This window comes from Sphingobium yanoikuyae, assembly GCF_034424525.1.
Lineage (GTDB): Bacteria > Pseudomonadota > Alphaproteobacteria > Sphingomonadales > Sphingomonadaceae > Sphingobium > Sphingobium yanoikuyae.
Map to the genome: position 1 here is coordinate 2,129,915 of NZ_CP139979.1, position 19,226 is coordinate 2,149,140.

Here is a 19,226-nt window from a genome sequence, read left to right on the forward strand (position 1 = left end):
CCCGATCCGACGGATCAGGCGGCGGCGCGGGATACCGTGACCCGGTTCTTGCCCTCGCGCTTCGCGGCATAGAGCGCCGCATCGGCCCGCGCGACAAGGTCGTCCAGTTCCCGATCATCCGGCCGTAAATCGGTAACGCCAAAGCTGGCGCGCAGCAGCGCCTGGGGCGCCTCGCCAAGGCGCAGGCAGCTGATTTCCGCCCGCACGCGCTCCATCGCATCGGCCGCGACTTCGGCGCCGGTATCCACCATCAGCAGGCCGAACTCGTCGCCACCCAGGCGGCCGACCACATCACCGCGCCGCACCGCGTTGGTCAGCAGATGGGCAAAGCCGCGCAGCGCGGCATCGCCCGCCATATGACCATAGCCGTCATTCAGCCCCTTGAAGCCATCCAGATCGCAAATAACCAGCGCGACAGGGCGTCCCTGTCGCCGGGCATTGGCGATCGCCCGTTCGGCCGCTTCCTCGATACCGCGACGATTGAGGATGTTGGTCAGCGGGTCATGCATCATCTGCTGCCGAAGCTGCTGGGCCAGGTCGCCCGCCACGACCAGCACCGCCGTAACCGCCGTGCCGACATAGACGGTTGGCATGAAAAGCCCCAGGATCGCGCGATAGAGTTCCTTGCCCTCCTCGGGGCCGCGGATCAGAGCTGCCGATGTGGCAAGCGCCAACTGACCCAGGGCAAAGGCGAGCAGCGCGGCGAAAAAGGCCAGTTCGGGCGGCGTGAAGGATCGATTGCGCGGCCAGAGCGACAGCGCACTGACCGCCATGAGCAGACCGACATAGGCAGGAATGATCATCCCCTGCATGATCTGACTGCCCACCGGCCCGATCGCAATCGCCATTGCCAGGCTCACCAGGACAGCCGGGACGGCAAAGGCGAGCAACTGCAAGGGGCGGCCCGAACGCTGACGGATGCCGATCGCCAGTAGCGACGCGCTGACAATGAGGCCGATGCCGGTCAGGATGAACAGCCAGCGGCTGTGCAGGAAATAGCCGCCGGCATTGGCGATCCATTGGAGGATGGCGACCGCATAGGATGCGGTCCAGGTCAGCACATGTCTCTGGCGGCCGAAATGCAGCCATGAAACACCCATGGCGATGGTCATCACCAGGGCAGTACCGAAAAGCAGGGAAAGAATAACGGCCGGCGCGCTCATGCGCCGGCCATTTACCAATTTTTACGGCGACTTACCAGCCGCAGGACTTGCCCTTATTCTGCGTCTTCAACCATGTCTGAAGCGGCGAAAAATAATTGACCAGCGCCTTGCCCGACATCTCGCGGCTACCGGTGAAGGCCTGCAGCGCATCGGGCCAGGGCTTGGACGCGCCCATCTTCAACATAGCGTCAAGTTTCTCGCCTACCGCCTTGTTTCCATAGAAGGAACAGCGATGGAGCGGCCCCTTCCAGCCGGACTGGCGGCAGGCCGCCTCGTAGAATTGGAACTGCAGCACGCGGGCCAGGAAATAACGGGTATAGGGCGTATTGCCGGGAATATGGAATTTCGCGCCGGCATCGAACTTCGTCTCGTCACGGGACACCGGCGGGATGATGCCCTGATACTGACGGCGCAGGTCGGTCCAGGCCGACTCATATTTGGATTCCGGGATCGATCCGTCGAACACGCCCCAGCGCCATTTGTCGATCAGCAGGCCGAACGGCAGGAAGGCGACCTTGTCCATCGCCTGGCGCAGCAACAGACCCAGATCCTTGTCGGTGCCCGGCACCTTGGCCGGATCGAGCAGGCCGATCTTCACCAGATAGTCGGGCGTGATCGACAGCGCGATGAAATCGCCAATCGCCTCGTGGAAGCCGTCATTGGCGCCGTCGAGATAGAGCGGCTTCTGGATATTATAGGCGCGCTGGTAATAATTATGGCCCAGTTCATGATGGATGGTGACGAAATCATCGCCATTCACCTTGGTACACATCTTGATGCGGATATCGTCCTTGTTATCCAGATCCCAGGCGGAGGCGTGGCAGATCACTTCACGGTCGCGCGGCTTGGTAATCTGCGACCGCTCCCAGAAGGTCTGGGGCAGCGGCGCAAAACCAAGCGAGCTGTAGAAGCCCTCCCCCGTCTTCACCATCTTGATGGGATCGTAATTCTTGGCCGTCAGCAGGTCGGTGACATCATAGCCGAGGTCACCGGCACCGGCGGGCGCGACGATGTCATAGATATTGCCCCATTCCTGCGCCCACATGTTTCCGAGCAGGTCCGCGCGGATCGGCCCGGTCTTGCCCTGGACCGCATCGCCATATTTCTCGTTGAGCTTGGTCCGGGTATAGCAGTGCAGATCATCGTAGAGCGGCTTCACCTCGGCCCAGATCTTGTCGGTCAGCTTGGCGAAGTCATCGGCCGGCATGTCATATTTCGACCGCCACATCGCGCCGGTGTCGGCAAAGCCCAGTTCCTTGGCCCCCTGGTTGGCGATCGTCACCAGCTTGGCATAGTCGCCGCGCATCGGCGCACCGACATTGTCGTGCCAGCTGACCCACATTTCCTTGAGTTCATCCGGATTGCGGTCCGTGCCCATCTTCTCTTCAATGTCGCTGCCGTTGATCGGCTGGCCGTTCAGCGTGCCCTTGCCCTTGCCATAGGTGGACTGGAGCTTGGTCGCGAGGTCATTCAGTTCCTGCGAGGCGCCCGGCGTGGTCGGCGCAGGCAAGGTCAGCGCCGTGCGCAACAGCGTCAGGCGACGCTTGGTCTCTTCGCTCAGGCCCGGCGCGGTGGCGAACTTGGCGGCCTCCAGTGCATAGTCGACCCGCATCGTCGTATCGATCGCCCCGAAATAGGATGCGAGCGCATCGGTATCGTCGGTGATGTAGGTTGCGTTGATCCAGGCGGCCCGGCTGCTGATCAGCGACTGATCGAACAGCGCCTTCTCCGCCTTGGTCAGGAAGGCTTCGGCCTCGGCCGCGGTCGGCTGCTGCGTGGTCGGCACCTGCTGCGCCAGCACCGGCGATGCAACAAGGGCAGCCGCAAGCGCGGCGATCGAAATGGCGATTTTCATGGAACTTGGCCCCTCAGGTCTTCTTATGGGGCCAAGGTGGATTAGGCGGGCGAGACAGTCAAGCGGTCAGGAAATCGACCATCGCCTGGCCCAGCTCCTTGCGGGTAACGGCGTTCATATGATTGCCCGGAATCTCGACATAGCGGCCGTTGGGGAGCGCATCCACCAGTTCCTGGGCAATGCCGTTGTCCTGATCGTCGGCGCCACAGATCACCTCGGTCGGCTGCTGGAAGCCGGCAATGGTCGCCTCGTCGGTATCGACAAAGGTATTGAGGATATGCAGCATCGCCACCGGGTCGCCCTTGGTGGTCTTGAGGAACGCCTCGGTCATCCATTCCGACGTGCCGCGCTCGAACGTGCCGAGATTGGTCAGCACCTTCTTGTAATAGCCGCCCTTGTCGAGCGTCTTGGTCAGGCCGCGCAGACCCATGCCGGCCAGGATCACCCGGCGCGGGGTCGCGCCGCGCGCCAGCATCCGCACGGTCGTGCGCGCGCCTAGCGAATAGCCGCCCAGATCATAATCGGTCAGCCCCATCTGCTCGACCAGCGCCAGATTGTCGTCGGTCAGCGCATCGGCCGGATAGTCCGCTGCGTCATGTGGCTTGCCGCTTTCGCCATGGCCGCGCAGGTCCGGCATGATCAGGCGGAACCCCGCCTCCACCAGCTTGGCGGCATGACCGTAGCGGATCCAGTTGGTCCAGGCGTTGGAGAAATAGCCATGGATGAGTACCAGGTCGCGCCCCTGTCCCACGACATGCACCGCGATCGGCAGGCCGCCCAGGCCCTTGATATCATGGCGTTCGATCTGCAGGTCGGTCATTGCGCTGGTCCTTTGGGGCTTGGGGTCTCGCCGATAGGATCTCTGCCGCGCCCGCGCAAGAGCGCGATCAGGGCCAGGGTGCTGCCGATCTGGGCGGCGGCCATGTCCTTCTGCGGATCCCACACATCGCCCTGCTGGCCATTATAATAATCGGCGGTCTCGCCGGCGGCGATCACCGTCAGCAGCCATTCGAATATCTCGTAAAGCGCACTGCCAAGGCCGATCGCGGCAAAGGCGAAGGCCAGGCTCCAGCCATGGCGCAGGCTGCCCTTGCGTCGCGCAATCTCCGCCACCGGTGCGGTCAGCAATGCCCCAAAGGCGAAATGGACGAGCCGGTCATAGGCATTGCGATGGAGGCCAAGCAGGCTGGAAATATCATGTCCGCTGAGCATTCGCGCCCAATCGTCATAGGGCAAATAGCTGTAGATCCAGCGCGCGCCGAATGTGTGAAGCAGCAGGAACAGCCAGATGCAGCCGACCGATTGGCTCGACAGCGGCCAGCGTCTCAGCATCCAAGGCGCGCCGATCGTCAGCAGCACAGTCGGCCCATGCTGCAACGGCGCGAGATCGGGAAAGGGCTGCGCGACATTGGCCAGCCCGATTGCCACCAGCAGGGTGGCGATCATCCGGCGCTGCGCGACAGGAAGGGCTTTCCATGTCGCGACAGCGCCGGAGATCATGGTCGGGCTCAGCCCTTCTTGAGGTGGCGACGGCCCAGTAGTTCGGCGATCTGCACCGCGTTCAGCGCCGCGCCCTTGCGCAGATTGTCGCTGACGCACCACAGGTTGATGCCGTTCTCGATGGTCGAATCCTCACGCACGCGGCTGATGAAGGTCGCGAAATCGCCAACGCATTCGATCGGCGTGATGTAGCCACCGTCCTCGCGCTTATCTACCAGCATGATGCCCGGCGCTTCGCGCAGGATGTCCTGCGCTTCCTTGGCCGAAATCTCATTCTCGAACTCGATGTTGATCGCTTCGCTATGGCCGACGAACACCGGCACGCGCACGCAGGTCGCGGTCAGCTTGATCTTGGGATCGAGGATCTTCTTGGTTTCCGCGACCATCTTCCATTCTTCCTTGGTCGAACCATCGTCCAGGAAGACGTCGATGTGCGGGATCACGTTGAAGGCAATCTGCTTGGTGAACTTCTTCGGCTCGGCCGGATCGCCGACGAAGATGTTGCGCGACTGCTCGAACAGCTCGTCCATGCCTTCCTTGCCGGCGCCCGACACCGACTGGTAGGTAGCGACGACGACGCGCTTGATCTTGGCGGCGTCATGCAAGGGCTTGAGCGCCACGACCATCTGCGCGGTCGAGCAGTTGGGGTTGGCGATGATGTTCTTTTTCACATAGCCATCGATCGCGTCCGGGTTCACTTCGGGCACGATCAGCGGCACGTCCGGGTCCATGCGATAGAGCGACGAATTGTCGATCACGACGCAGCCGGCAGCCGCCGCCTTGGGCGCATATTCGGCGGTCGGGCCGGAGCCGGCCGCGAACAGGGCGATGTCCCAGCCGGTGAAGTCGAAATGTTCAATATTTTTGCATTTGAGTGTCTTGCCGGTGTCACCGAAATCAATTTCGGTGCCCTGCGACCGGGGCGATGCAACCGCCGCGATCTCGTCAATCGGGAATTCGCGTTCGGCGAGAATGGTCAGCATCTCGCGGCCCACATTACCGGTGGCACCAACGACGACGACCTTATAACCCATGACTTAACACTCCACTCCATGCAGTATTGCGGGGTGGCGCATAGCGCAGTGGCACGATTTGTCCAGAAAGAAGGGCTATTGCCAGCGATAGTCACGGGGTGGGAGGTGGCGTCAGCACGGCCGACGCCACCCATCCGTTACTCTCTACGCCCGGCCTTCACTTTGCCGGATCGACACCCTGCTCGCGCAGGAAATTTTCGATCGTCGTCCAAAGGTGAACACTGATCTTCGGCCCGCCGACGCGATGCGTCTGCCCCGGATAGACCATCAGCTCGAACGGCACGGCCGCGCCCTGCATCTTCGCCATCAGCGCGGTCGAATTGTCGAAGACGACATTGTCGTCCGACATGCCGTGGATCAGCAGCAGCGGATCCTTGATCTTCACCGCCTCATCGACCGCGTCGGAGCCCGGATAGGCGCTCGGCTTGTCCTGCGGCTGGCCCAGATAGCGTTCGGTATAATGGGTGTCGTAAAACTCCCACTTCGTCACCGGCGCGCCCGAGACGATCGCGGCGAAGGTACCCGGCGCCTTTTCCGCCAGCTTGAGCGACATATAGCCGCCATAGGACCAGCCATAGGTGGCAATCCGCTCGGGATCGACAAAGGGCTGGGCCTTCAGCCATTCGACGCCCTTCAGCTGATCGTCGACCTCGACCGTGCCCATGGCGCGATGGATCTGGTCCTCGAACGCCTTGCCGCGATCGGGCGTGCCGCGATTGTCGATCGAGAAGACGATCCAGCCCTGGTCGACCAGATATTGGTTCAGCGCGCCACTCCATGTGTTGGTCACCTGGCGCCCGGCACCCGGACCGCCATAATGGATCATGAACACCGGATAGCGCTTGCCCGGCTGCATCGGCGGAGTCAGCATCTTGGTGTAGAGGGTACTGCCATCGGCCGCCTTGACGGTGCCGAACACGGTACTGGCGTGGCTCGCCAGATAGGGCGCGTAGGGATGATCGCCCTTCAGCGCATTTTCCGAAATCCACTGCAGCTGCTTGCCGCTGCTATCGGCGAGATAGACCTGCTTGGGCTGATCGGCATTCTGGCGGGTGACGACGATCCGGCTGGCCGCACCATCCATCACCGCGTCGTTCCACCAACCCTTGGCGGTCAGCGCCTTGAGCGGACCGGCCTTGGCCAGCGACGTGACATAGAGCTGCTGCTCCAGCGGCGTGTCGCGATTGCCGGTGAAATAGACCAGGCCCTTGCCCTCATCCACGCCGACAATGTCGCGCACTTCCCACTCGCCGCTGGTCAGCGCGGTCCATTTGCCGTCGCGCACATGATAGAGATGGCCATGGCCGGTCTTTTCCGACCACCACAGGAAGCTGCCGTCGCTCAGCGGCGTGAAATTATTGCTGAGGTTGATCCAGCTTTTCGACGTTTCGGTGAGGATGATCTTCGCCTTGCCGGTCGTCGGATCGACCGCAAGCAGGTCAAGCCGCTGCTGGTCGCGGCTTTCGCGCTGGACATAGAGGGTCTTGCCATCCTTCGACCAGTCGACGCGGGCGAGATAGACATTCTTGTCGGCGCCAAGGTCAACCTGCACCTGGCCCGAACCGTCCGCCTTCATGACGAAGAGATCGACGATGGCGTTGGGCGTGCCGGCTGCGGGATAGCGCTGCTGATAGACCTTGGTCCCCTCGCCGCCGATCGCGGTGCGGGTGACGATGCCGACCGGGCTTTCATCGACCCGCGCCACGGCGATCTGTGCATCGGTAGGCGACCACCAATAGCCGGTGCGCCGGTCCATTTCCTCCTGCGCGACGAACTCCGATACGCCCCAGCTGAGCGTCTCGCTCGCGCCCTGGGTCAGTTGCTTCTCGCGGCCATTCATCGGCTGCACGAACAGGTTGCCGCCCCGCACGAACGACACGAAGCCGCCCTTTGGGCTGACCACGCCGTTGAGTTCGCCATCCGGCGTGTCGGTGAGGCGGGTGACCTTGCCGTCCAGCGCGGCGAGATAGAGGTCGCCATCGACCGGCACCAGGATAGTCTTGCCGTCGGGCGACCAGTCATAGCTTGTAATACCCGTGCTGCCGGCGACCGAGCGGTCGCGCTCGCGCTGCATCTTTTCCGCTTCGCTCAGTTCCGCGCCGCTGCCGGTCTTCTTCGAATCCACCAGCATGCGCTCGGCGCCGGTCGCGGTGTCGATCGCCCACAGGTCGAGCCGCTCCTTCTCGTCAGCGCGCGGCTTGAGCAAGGTCACCAGCTTGCCGTCGGGCGAGAGCTTGAGCGCACGCGGCTGCGGGCCGGCAAGGTCGGGGCTGGCGAACACCTGCTCCAGCGTCAGCTTTTGCTGCGCCTGCGCGGCGGTGACGGGAAGCAGCAGCAAGGCGCCCAACGCAGCGCCGGCCTTCAGATATGGGGACATGCTCATCCTTTCCGGGCAGCGCCCGATCGGGCGCCACGATATCGGCCGGGCTTAGCGCGATGCGACGGAAAAGATCAATCGGTTGGAAGAATATGTCCTCCATCCACGGGAGCCCCTGACACTCAGACCAGCCCGCTCCGCACCTGCCATTTGCGCGCAATCACCGGCCAGTCAGCAAAGGGCTGGGCCGGATCGCCGCGCAGGCCGACGCCATGGCTGCCCTCGTCGAACAGATGCATGTCGATCGCGCCCTGCGCGGCCCGCACCGCCCCGAACAGGGTCAGCGACTGATCTACCGGCACGGTGCGGTCATGGACCGAATGGAACAGGATCATCGGCGGCGTGGTCGACGCCACGATCTTGTCCAGCGAATAGGCAGCTATTTGCGCGTCGGTCGGATCGTCGCCGATCAGCGACCTTCGGCTCCCGCCATTGGTGGCGCCGGCCATCGTCACTACCGGATAGAGCAGGATCGCCCCGTCCGGCCGGGCCGACAGATGGTCTGCGCTTTCGGCCATCGGATAGATGCGGTCATTGGGCCGCATGCACAGGCTCCCGGCCAGATGACCGCCGGCGGAGCCCCCCAGCACCAGCACCCGCTGCGGATCGACGGTCCAGCCGCCGCTGCGCCCGGCCCGGATCAGCCGCATCGCCCGCTGCGCATCCTGTAGAGCGACATCGGCCCCCACCGCCCAGCGATCGGCCGGCAGGCGATAGCGCAGGACGAAGGCATGGATGCCCATGTCGGCCATCCAGCGCGCACATTCATAGCCTTCCCGATCAATGCCGACCCGCGAATAGCCGCCGCCAGGAATGATCAGCACTGCCGCGCCCGTGGGCTTGGCCGCCGCGAACCAGGACAGGGTCGGCCGCGTCACATGAATGCCGACGCGGTAGCGATAGCCCAGCGTGTCGATCTGGTCGTCCACCACTTCGGTGATGGCCGGCATCTTGCCGCCCGGCACGCCGTCGGGCCAGAGCGGGATGATCTGGGTCGGCTCTTCGGTGGCCGCGGAAAAGCGGCCGAACAGCGGTGAACTTGCCACCGCCGCCAGAAATTCGCGTCGACTGCCGATCATCCCGTCTCCCTTTCAGTTCGTGACCTGCGTCAGATAGACGCTGCCGGTGGTGCTGTTCACATCGGTCGGCGCGGCGCCGTAGATGATATCGGTGTCGGCCGACAGCGGCACCGTGGCAAGCCGGGTTATCGCCTTGCCGGGCGCGAGGTCGGTGATGGTCCAGCCCGACGCCGTCGATGTCTTGAGCCCCTGGCGCAGCCCTTCGCCGGTGGTAGCGAAATAGACGCGGACCTGCGCCGCCGTGCGCGATATGCCCAGCGCTGCGGGCACATTGTTGCTGGCCGTGTAGATTTTTTCCCGACTGGTCCAGCCGGAGCCGCTCCAGCGCACGCGCCACACATCGAAATTGGCGTCCCCGCTGCCATCGGTCGGACGATAGCGATAGGCGATGGTCGGCTGGTTATAATCGTCGAGCGCCAGCTTGGCGCTCTGCAGCCCCTTGAGCGTCTGGTTGGTGGTGAAGACCTCGCCCGACTGGAGCGGCAGGAAGAAGAGGTTGGCATTGGCGAGGCCCACCGGCAGTGTCGCCGCCGTGCCATCGGCATAGCTCCAGCCGCCGCCGGTCGGCGAATAGCGCAGATAGCTGCCATAATGGCGCAGCGACCGGGGCAGCGACTTGGCCCATTCCCACAGCAAATGAACGCTGCCGTCGCTACCGAATGTCATGTCGTCGGGATAGACGACCGCGTCATTGGCGGCGGCAAAGGTTCCGACATGGCTCCAGTTGCCACTGCTGCCAGACATCGCCCAGCGATACAGTTCACCCTCGCCATCATAGGTCGCTGCATCATAGCTGCGGATCATCAGATAGACGTCGCCATTGGGCGCCCGCTTGGCGACCGGATAGGTATAGAGGCCGGTCGCGGGGATATCGGTCTGGCGGGTGAAGCTCATGCCACCGGGCGCATCGGCGCGGAAATAGCGCATGCCGTCCGACAGATTATGCATGTCGGCCCAGACATGCAGCACGCCCGCGCCGTCGACCGCGATGGTCGGCTGCTTGTGCCCGATATCGTCCGCCTCGGTCCAGACCGTTCCGTCGGGATTGCGCAGCACGGCGAAGGTCCAGGTGCCACTTGTGTCGCGCTTGCCGATCTTGACCTCATGGCTACCGGTCGCGCCGGAGGCTGGCGGACTGTCGAAGGCGACATAGAGCGTGCCATCGGGCGCCAGCGCGATCGGCACCCACCAGGCGGCCTGGTTGGAGGAGTCCGCGTCGCGCGGCACCCGCTCGACGCTGATGCTGGCGGCGAGCGCAGCGGCCATCGGTTCTTCCGCCGTCGCCTGTAACGGGCTGCCGAGGCTGACCCAGTTGGCGATAGCGCTGGTCGATCCGCCGGTGCCGCCCGTGGTCGTCGCATCGCTCAACAGCAGCGCGGCCGACGCCGTTCCGGCAAGGGCCAGGACCCCTGCCAGTCCATAGAAACGCTTCATCTTCCTCTCCCACTTATTGTTATGCGTGGACGAGTTGGCCTTCCCCATTGGATCGGCGCGCACTGCGCAGCGCCAGGAAGGCAAGCAGAAAGGCGATCGGATGGAGCAGCGCCATCAGCAGGAAGCTGCGTTCAAACGCACCGCCCGCGACAAGCTGGCCAACCAACTGGGTCGAGAGCAGACCGCCAAGCCCGCTGCCCGCCGCCACCACGCCGAACACGGTGGCGACGATGCGGGTGGGGTAGAGATCTACGATCAGCGTGCTGATGTTGATCTGGAACACCAGATGGGCAAAGGCCACGGCAGAAGCGAGCGCGAACAGGATCGGCAAAGCGGGATGGCTGGCCGCGATCGCGCCGAACGGAGCCACCAGCGCGGCGGCGCCCATCACGATGATGCGGCTGGTTGCCGGCGCCACACCGCGCGCGATCAACCGGCTGGAAAAGAAGCCGCCGCCGATACTGCCAAGGTCGGCTGCGAGATAGACGATCCACGCCATGGAGGCGACCGCGATCAGGGTCAGGCCATAGATGTCCGTCAGATATTTGGGGAACCAGAAGAGGTAGAAATACCAGACCGGATCGGCGCCCGCGCGGGCGCCGGCGAGCAGCCAGACCGACCGGTCGCGCAGGATGCGGCCCCACAGCGCGCCTTCGCTGATCCGCTCTTCCTTGGCTTCCGGCGCGCTGCGCGGATAGATTGTCAGCCAGACGACCAGCCAAGCAAGGCCCGCCGCGCCAGTGGCGATGAACGCCGCGCGCCAGCCGAAATGCAGCGCGATGCCGGCGATCAGCGGCGGCGCCAGCGTCGCGCCGATCATCGCGCCGGCCGTATAGATGCCGAGCGCAATGCCGCGTTCCCTGGGCGGAAAATGTTCTGAAACCGCCTTTGGCCCGGCGGTGTAGTTGCCCGCCTCGCCCAGCCCCAGCGTAAAACGCGCCGCGCCCAGCTCCCCTGCCGACCGGACGAAGCCGGTCAGCAGGTTCGCCAGCGACCACCAGCCCACGAACAGCGCCAGCGAGAGGCGCGTGCCCAGCCAGTCGGTCACCCGGCCGGCCATCAGATAGGCGAAGGTATAGGCAATCAGGAAAGCCTGGACGACGCGCGCATAGGCGATGTCATCCATATGCAGGTCTTGCTGCACCGTCGTCGCCAGGATCGAGAGCGCCTGCCGGTCGAGATAGTTGATCACGGTCGAGGCGAACAGCATCGCCAGGATTGCCCATCTGATCTTGCGGGCCTTCCCCTCGATCATGCGGCCGCCGCCTCCATGCGCGCGGCGATCGCCGACAGGCCGGCCAGCGCTGTGCCGTCGCCCGCCGCCTTCTCGGTCGCGATCCCCAGCCGGTCGCAGACCCGGCCATAGAGATCGACCAGCAGCTCCGCGCCGACCAGGACGATGGTGTCCACCGCCATGCCCCGCGCGCGATGGGCGGCGACCGCGTCGCGGACCTCCGCAGCGATCATCAATCCGGACAGGAAGGATGGCGCGGCTTCGCTGGTCAGTTCCCCCATCAAGATACGACTGCGCAGCGCGAACAATCCATGCTCGATCGCCAAGGTCGGATCATCGACCACCAGCCCGGCACCTATATCGAAGGCAGTCATGTCGGTCGGCGCGGCCGGATCATAGGGCTTGGCCAGCGATCGACCCAGCAGGCCATGGGCGAGCAGCAACTCGCGCACTTCCCCCTGCATCGAGGTAACGAAATCCAGCACCGTCCGTCCCCGCGTCCGCACCCATTTGGCGTGGGTGCCCGGCAGGCAGATCAGCCGTTCGGCATCATCATCCGCCACGGCCGCCAGCCAGCCGAACAATTGCACTTCCTCGCCGCGCATCACATCGGGCTGGCCGAAGATGTTGCGGCAGGACAGGCCCGGCACGATCGCGATAGGGCATCCCGCCGCCTCGAACCGCAGCAGCGCGCCGGCCATCGCCTCGGGCCCGGCGGGGCAAGGCAGATAGGCTGCCTCACGCCAGCCGATGGTCGACCCGATCATGCCCGACAGCAGCACCGACATCGGACCATGGCGATCGATCCAGTCACCCGCCGCCGCGCGAAAGGCGGTTTCATGATCGGCCACATCCTTGGCGCCCTTGCCGCGCACCGTCTCGACCGGGATCAGCCGCCCCTCCTCCACCCGGCACAGGTGGAGGCGCATGTTGCTCGATCCCCAATCGCCCGCGATCAGCATAGTCATCCTGTCCTCAGAACTTGAAGTTGGCGCCGATGGCGAAGCGGCGGCCCTGCTCGGCATAGAGGGCGATCGCTTCGGGCGCGCCGGTATAGCGGATCTGCTTCTCGTTGGTCAGGTTGCCGGCCTCGGCATAGATACCAAAGGCGCCAAAATCATAGCGGATCGATGCGTCGATCGTCTCATAGGGCTTGAAGAAGGAGCCTTCGCCGCCCGCCGTCACGCTGTCGAGATAGCCCGAGCGATAATTATAGGCGACGCGCAGGCCGAACCCGTCCTTTTCATAATAGCCGACCAGATTGGCATTATGCTTGGACAGCCCTTCCAGCGGCAGGGTGGCGCCGGTGCGGGCATTCACGAATGGCGTGCTGCTGTCGATATAGCTGTAGTTCGCCAGGATGCCGAAGCCGCTGGCAAAGCCATCCAGGAAGTTGAACGGCAACTGCAGCATCACTTCCGCGCCCTTGAGCTTGCCGCCCTCGCCATTGACCTTGCGCGTGACCAGGAATTGCTGGGTCTCGCCCGGCACATCCTCGAAGGTCGAGCGGGTGGTCAGGAAGGAGCCGATATCCTTGTAGAAAAGGCCGACCGTCAGCGCCGAACCCTGGCGGAAATACCATTCCAGCGACACGTCATACTGGTCCGCGCGGAAGGGCTTGAGGTTCGGATTGCCGCCGGTCCCGGTATAGACGATGCGGTTGAGCAGCAGGCCGGGGCTCAGATCCTGCGAGTCCGGCAGGCCGACGACTTTGGCCGCACCGACACGGGCCACCAGCTTGTCGGTCAGGTCGAATTTCAGCACCGCGCTCGGCAACCAGTCCTCATAGGAGGGCGATGCGGTGACCGGCTGGAACGTGCCGTCGGCGCGGCGCAGCGCGGATACCGCATCGCGATCGGTGCGGGTGTAACGCAGGCCGATATTGCCGGAGAAGGGAATGCTGCCCAGATCACCCTTCAGATTGAGCTTCACATAGCCCGCCTTGGTGACTTCATCGAGCTTGTAGGAGGCGGTGGGGTCCAGCACGCGCGGCGTGCAACTGCCCAATATCGCCTCGCAGGCAAAGTCCGCGCCAGTGCCGAACGGATTGCCGACCAGATAGGATTGGGCGAAGGGCGCCTTGCCACCCAGCAGATCGGGGAAGCTGCCGACCTCATAGAGCGCCGCATCCCGATCGGTCAGGCGGACCGAGGAGGTGAGCTGTGACAGCAGCGAATTGCGCGCGGTCTTGAGCTTGGCGATACGGCCGCCGACCTCGAAGGAGTCCAGCACGCCGCTTTCGATCGCATAGCGCAGGTCGACCCTGCCGGCATATTCCTTCGCATTGGATTCAAAGCGGTTATCGAAGAAGTTGGAATAATTGTAGAGCGATGGATCGAGCAGGTCGACGCCCGACGGCAGGGTCAGTTGCGGCACGCCGCCACCGGTGAAATCGAACGAGGTCAGATAGGATGCCCGCGTCTGGGTGCGGACATAGGTCTGATTGTAGTTGAGCTGGGCGTCCGAATAGCTGCCCTCCGCCTTGATCGTCCATGGCCCCTTCTCATAACGCAGGTTGAGCGCGCTGGAGAGCGAGTCATCCTTGATCGTCAGTCGCTCGTCATTGCCCTGCAGCGGCCGGCGGACCGTGCCCGCGACCAGCACCTCATTGGGCGAGAAGCTGTAGTCGACATAGTCCGCGCCATTGCTGGTCAGCGCGACGGCGAACCAGTTGCGGCGGCGCTTGGCCTTGCCGGCGGCATAGACGGTGTCCAGCGACAGCTCCAGTTCGTCGGTGGGTCGCCATTGCAGCACGACATTGGCGCCCAGTCGCTTGCGGCGTTCGCGCAGCCGCTGATAGCGAAGGTCGGCGATATAGGTGCCGGCCAGACCGTCGCCATTGGGATCATTGTCGGCCACGCCATCGCCATTGGGGTCGAACGCGCCGGTCAGCGGCAGGAAGCCGGCGAAGCTGTTGAAACTGTCTTCCTGGATCGGCCGGTCGGATGCAGTCACATTCACCAGCACGCCGAACCGATCATCGAAATTGCGCGAATAGAGCAGCGAACCGCTGACACCCTTGCGGTCGAGCATGTCGGCATAGCTGCCCTCGATCCGGCCGGCGACCATCGTGTTCGGCGCGTCGAGCGGCTTGCGCGTGATGATGTTGACCGTGCCGCCCAGCGACCCGTCAATCTGGTCGGCCGACAGCAGCTTGGTGACTTCCAGGCGGCTGATCAGTTCGGCGGGATAAAGCGACAGCGGATTGAAATCGGCATCGGCCGGCACGCCGGGACCACGTCCGAAGGGGCTGACCAGCGACCGGCCATTCACCTCGGTCCGGTTCTGACGCAGGCCGCGGATCGACACGCTGGTGCCATCGCCCAGCGAGCGGCGGATCTGCACGCCCGATACGCGTTGGAGCGATTCCGCGATATTCTGGTCCGGCAGCTTGCCGACATCCTCGGCCACGATCGAGTCAACGAAGGTGACAGCCTGGCGCTTGGTCTCGATGCCCTTGCTCAGGCTCTGACGAATGCCGGTGACGACGATATCGGCAACCGCGCCATCGACCGCCTGGGCGGGTTGCGGCTCTGCGGTTTCCTGGGCGGCTACGATCGTCGGAAACGCGGCCGTGGTGGCCAGTACCAACAGGCTCGCGCATTTTGCTACCTTGCGCATCTTCATCCCCTCCTGTGCGAGCGTTGTGCTTCTGAGGGGGAAATTGTTGCACAATTAGCGACGTGTCAATCCCGAAATCTGAAATTTGTTGCTTCTATATCGATTTAATTGGCCAATTTTGTGGAATAAAATCGATATGGCAGCATATTTGTATCACATGAAGCAACACTTACTCCCCGATGCGCTGCGCCGCCTCGCGCAGGGCCTCGACCAGCGGCGCCGTCGCCCCCTCGGGAATCCAGCCCGACATGGCAATGCCGGCATGGACCGGATCGCCCATCGACACGGACACGATATGATGGTCGCGCTCATCCGCGACATGGACGCGCGCATAGCCCAGCGCACGAACCTCGCTCAGCTTGGCGAGCAGGCTGTCGATGCCGTCCGGGAACATCGGAATGTCGCGCCCTTCATACAGCTCGCGCACATCCGCATCCTCCAGTTCCGCAAGCAGCGCGATGCCGATGCCGCTGGTGGTCGCCGGCAACAGGCCGATACGGCCCAGGCCGCGCGACGCCTCGATCCCCGGCGGGGCGTGGAAGAGATAGGAGACGCTGTCGTTCCACAGCACGCCCATCGCCACCGTATGACCGTAGCGGCGCAGTTGCTCCAGTTCCGGCAGGGCGCGGCGGATCAGGCCGGACGCAAACAGGCTTTGCGCGGCCAGCACATGCATGCCCGGCCCGGCGGTATATTTGCGGTTCGCGGTCTGTCGCGCGATGCCCAGATAGGCCAGCGTCTTGAGCAGGCGGTTGATCTTGGTCGGATCGGAATCCAGCTGTCGCGCCAGTTCGCGGCAGCCGATCGGCTCGGGCGAGGAAGCGAGCGCCTGAAGCGTGGTGATCCCATCGATCAGGCTCTGGTTGGGCTGGGCGTTGATTTTCGTGCGCATGGCCGTTTCTAGCGTCCGACCATGGCGTTTAGCCAGCCCAGATATCTCATTGCCGCCCCCGCGTTACATGGTTCCAGAAGGCCGCGTTCGGCGCCACCCCCAGCCCCGGCCCTTCGGGCAGGGCAAAGGCGCCGGCCGTGCAGGACAGGCGCCCGTCGAGCAGCAACGCCGAACGCGGCAGGATCGAATGCTGATATTCATGATAGGGCAGGTCGCGCACCGCTGCGGCGGCATGCAGGCTGGCCGCCGCGAAGATGCCGACGCCGATGGTCGCATGCGGCATCACCCGGACATGATGGGCCTCGGCCAGACGAGCGATGCGCATGAACTGGGTGATGCCGGTATGGCCCATTTCGGGCTGCACGATAGATACCGCGCGCGATTCCAGTCTTGGCCGGGCGTCGAACACGCTGCGCCATTCCTCGCCCGCCGCGATCGGTGTCGCGACGCGGACGGCGACATCGGCCAGCCCCGCCACATCCTCGGGCTTGACCGGCGCCTCGGCGAAATAAAGGTCATGCGGTTCCAGCCGGCGGATGAGCGCCACCGCCTCGGCCGCTGAATACATCCAGTGCAGGTCGACCATCAGCTTGACGTCCGGGCCGATCGCGGCGCGCAAGGCCCGCGCCTCCGCCTCGATCCCGTCGAAGCTGACCACGCCCGCGAACTTGATCGCGTCGAACCCCTGGTCGACGAAGCGCTTCGCCAGTGCGCAGCGCGCCTCCAATGTCGGTTCGGGCAGGCCGGAGACATAGGCCGGAATGGTCTCGCGCCGCTGCCCGCCCAGCACGCGGCAAAGCGGCAGGCCGACGGCGCGGGCATGGATATCCCACAGCGCGATGTCGACCGCCGCCATCGCATCCAGCCAGAAACCGCCCTGATAGCCGCGCACCCGCATCAGGTCGTAGAGATCTTCCCAGATCACCTCGACATCATGGGCCGATCGGTCGATCAAGATCGGCGCGATGACATCGTCAACCAGTTCATGGATCGCCCCCGGCGCGACCAGGCCATAGGTCTCGCCCCAGCCGACCAGCCCTGATCGGGTGGTGGCGCGCACCACGACCGATCGGTCGACCGTCGGATAGATGGTGCCGTTGCGGCGCCGGACGATATAGCCGGCCGCGTTGACTTCCTCGCCCGGCCCCAGCGCGCCCAGATAGGGCACGTCGCGGGGTATGGTGACGGTGAAGACGTCCAGCCGCTCGATCACATCGTCCATCGCGCCCATATCCTTCAGCCCCGCACCACGCCGATACCGGTCCAATCGTCGATCCGTGCGAGGATGCGGTCAAGCTCGCGCTGGTCGCCCTCGTCCAGTTCCGGGCCGAGCGCGCGGGTGAAAGCGTTGGCGATCAGGCCGCGTCGGCGCAGCACTTCCTTGGTCAGGCGCCAGCGAAACACCGCCTGCATCATCAGCAGCGGCAGCATCCGTTCATAATGGGTGCGCACCGCATCACCGTCGCCGGCCAGATGGGCAGCCATCAGCGCGACATGCGCCTCGGGCAGTTCGGCCGCCGGCATGGTGCCGATCGCGCCGCGCGCCAGTTCATCGGTGATGTAACGGCCACCGGCACCGCCGAACACGCCCAGCAGATGATCGGGCGCGGCGGCGCGGATCGCGCTGATCCGCTGGCCACAGGGCATATTCTCTTCCTTGACCCAGTGGATGGCGGGGACGGCGCCGACCACGGCGATGACATCCTCGGCACTCAGGCCCGCCCCCATCGGTCGGGGTGCATTTTGCAGCATCAGCGGCAGGCCGACCTCGCCCAGTTTGCGATAATGGGCGGCCAGCGCGTCATTGTCGCCGGCCAGCGCGCCCGGCGTCATCACCATCGCGCCGGCGGCGCCCGCTTCCTTGCCCGCACGGATCAGCGCCAGGCTTTCTTCGATATCGGGGCTGGATGCACCGATGATGAAGCCGATGCGGCCATCGATGCGCGCGGCGATCCGGGCAATGAGGCCGATCCGCTCGTCGAGCGAGAGCATGTCATATTCGCTGGCGAGGCCCGGAAAGACTGCGCCGTCGACACCGCAATCGACGACGAAATCGACAATCGCATCCATGCCGCTATCGTCGATAGCGCCCGACGCATCGAACGGCGTGGGCAGAACCGGATATACGCCACTGACCTTCATGGAACCCCTTCCTCTCCTGTTTCCGCATCAATTATCGCTCATTTAGCAACACGTCAATCTGACATTGTCAGAATTATGTCATTGCGAGCGCATAGCCAGATGATATGTTGCTTTTATAAATACGAATGGAGAAGATATGCCCCGCCTGTCCGGTAAGATCGCTCTCGTCACCGGTGCAGCCGGCGGCATCGGCGCGGCCATTTGCGTCCGTTTCAAGGCGGAGGGCGCCCATGTCGTCGCGATGGACCGGATCGCGCCTGATGCGGGGGACGAGGCATGGGTCTGCGACCTGGCCGACGACGCCGGCATTGCGCAGGGCGCGGCCGACCTGCTGGCACGGCTTGGGCCGCCGGACATCATCGTCCATGCCGGCGCAGCCACCGAACAGGCGGACATCTTCACCTCCTCGCCCCAGGCCTTCAATGCGGTCTATGACGTGAATGTCGGCGGTGCGGTCCGCCTGGTCCAGGCTTTCGCACCTGCCATGCAAGACGCGGGCCGGGGCAGTTTCGTCTTCATTTCCTCGATCAATGCCCGCATGGGCGCGCCCAGCCTGGCGGCCTATGCCGCATCGAAGGGCGGCCTCGAAACCTTCATGAAGGGCTTTGCGCTGGACGTCGCGGCCGACGGCCTGCGCGCCAATTGCGTCGCCCCGGCCTCGATCGACACGGCAATGCTGCGCGCCTCCTTCGACCGGCAGCCCGATCCGGCGGCCGCGCTGGCCGCCAATATCTTGCGCCACCCGCTCGGCCGGCTCGGCACCGTCGAGGATGTTGCCAATCTGGTGCTGTTCCTCGCGTCCGATGAAGCCGCCTGGATCACCGGTGGCGTGTTCCCGGTGGATGGCGGCGCCGGCATCACCCGGCGATAGGCTGGGGGACAGGGAGCAGGCTGG

Annotated in this window: 15 protein-coding genes; 1 reads left to right on the top strand and 14 read right to left on the bottom strand. The window is 64.3% G+C overall.

The genetic code is table 11. The features are described 5' to 3' along the window. Window positions 1-14 precede the first annotated feature (14 nt). The 14 genes from U0025_RS09780 to U0025_RS09845 form a co-directional block, all read right to left on the bottom strand. Window positions 15-1,163 carry a GGDEF domain-containing protein gene (locus tag U0025_RS09780; RefSeq protein ID WP_004207181.1) on the bottom strand — a complete coding sequence of 383 codons (1,149 nt, stop codon included), beginning with the start codon at window positions 1,161-1,163 and terminating at the stop codon, window positions 15-17. Window positions 1,164-1,194: 31 nt separating this feature from the next. After that, window positions 1,195-3,018 carry a M2 family metallopeptidase gene (locus U0025_RS09785; protein WP_004207182.1) on the bottom strand — a complete coding sequence of 608 codons (1,824 nt, stop codon included), beginning with the start codon at window positions 3,016-3,018 and terminating at the stop codon, window positions 1,195-1,197. A gap of 58 nt (window positions 3,019-3,076) precedes the next feature. After that, window positions 3,077-3,838: an alpha/beta fold hydrolase gene (locus U0025_RS09790; RefSeq protein WP_004207183.1), complete on the bottom strand. Its 762-nt coding sequence runs from the start codon at window positions 3,836-3,838 to the stop codon at window positions 3,077-3,079. Continuing rightward, window positions 3,835-4,518: a DUF2238 domain-containing protein gene (locus U0025_RS09795; RefSeq protein WP_004207184.1), complete on the bottom strand. Its 684-nt coding sequence runs from the start codon at window positions 4,516-4,518 to the stop codon at window positions 3,835-3,837. Before U0025_RS09795 ends, U0025_RS09790 begins: the two co-directional genes overlap by 4 nt. Before the next feature lie 8 nt (window positions 4,519-4,526). Beyond that, complete coding sequence (locus tag U0025_RS09800; protein WP_004207185.1) at window positions 4,527-5,552, bottom strand: aspartate-semialdehyde dehydrogenase; 1,026 nt, start codon at window positions 5,550-5,552, stop codon at window positions 4,527-4,529. Between the two features lie 157 nt (window positions 5,553-5,709). Then, complete coding sequence (locus U0025_RS09805) at window positions 5,710-7,929, bottom strand: S9 family peptidase (RefSeq protein WP_004207186.1); 2,220 nt, start codon at window positions 7,927-7,929, stop codon at window positions 5,710-5,712. Between the two features lie 122 nt (window positions 7,930-8,051). Then, window positions 8,052-9,008 (bottom strand): alpha/beta hydrolase, encoded by a 957-nt coding sequence (locus tag U0025_RS09810; protein WP_004207188.1) that lies wholly within the window; start codon window positions 9,006-9,008, stop codon window positions 8,052-8,054. Between the two features lie 12 nt (window positions 9,009-9,020). Beyond that, a complete protein-coding gene (locus U0025_RS09815) occupies window positions 9,021-10,442 on the bottom strand; it encodes a BNR-4 repeat-containing protein (RefSeq protein WP_004207189.1) in 1,422 nt (473 codons plus the stop codon). Between the two features lie 19 nt (window positions 10,443-10,461). After that, a complete protein-coding gene (locus tag U0025_RS09820; RefSeq protein ID WP_004207190.1) occupies window positions 10,462-11,697 on the bottom strand; it encodes an MFS transporter in 1,236 nt (411 codons plus the stop codon). Beyond that, window positions 11,694-12,644 (bottom strand): 2-dehydro-3-deoxygalactonokinase, encoded by a 951-nt coding sequence (locus tag U0025_RS09825; RefSeq protein WP_254792287.1) that lies wholly within the window; start codon window positions 12,642-12,644, stop codon window positions 11,694-11,696. Before U0025_RS09825 ends, U0025_RS09820 begins: the two co-directional genes overlap by 4 nt. Before the next feature lie 7 nt (window positions 12,645-12,651). Continuing rightward, window positions 12,652-15,297: a TonB-dependent receptor gene (locus U0025_RS09830; RefSeq protein WP_004207193.1), complete on the bottom strand. Its 2,646-nt coding sequence runs from the start codon at window positions 15,295-15,297 to the stop codon at window positions 12,652-12,654. Between the two features lie 169 nt (window positions 15,298-15,466). Further along, window positions 15,467-16,189 (bottom strand): IclR family transcriptional regulator, encoded by a 723-nt coding sequence (locus U0025_RS09835; protein WP_004207194.1) that lies wholly within the window; start codon window positions 16,187-16,189, stop codon window positions 15,467-15,469. A gap of 46 nt (window positions 16,190-16,235) precedes the next feature. Continuing rightward, window positions 16,236-17,456, bottom strand: coding sequence for a mandelate racemase/muconate lactonizing enzyme family protein (locus U0025_RS09840; RefSeq protein WP_254792286.1), 1,221 nt, complete (start codon window positions 17,454-17,456; stop codon window positions 16,236-16,238). Then, complete coding sequence (locus U0025_RS09845; protein ID WP_004207196.1) at window positions 17,426-18,331, bottom strand: dihydrodipicolinate synthase family protein; 906 nt, start codon at window positions 18,329-18,331, stop codon at window positions 17,426-17,428. The genes U0025_RS09840 and U0025_RS09845 overlap by 31 nt, the downstream gene beginning before the upstream one ends. A 136-nt stretch (window positions 18,332-18,467) precedes the next feature. Between U0025_RS09845 and U0025_RS09850 the strand changes: the two genes are divergently transcribed. Next, on the top strand, window positions 18,468-19,202 hold the full coding sequence (locus U0025_RS09850; protein WP_004207198.1) for an SDR family NAD(P)-dependent oxidoreductase: 735 nt from the start codon (window positions 18,468-18,470) through the stop codon (window positions 19,200-19,202). The last annotated feature ends 24 nt before the right edge of the window (window positions 19,203-19,226 follow it).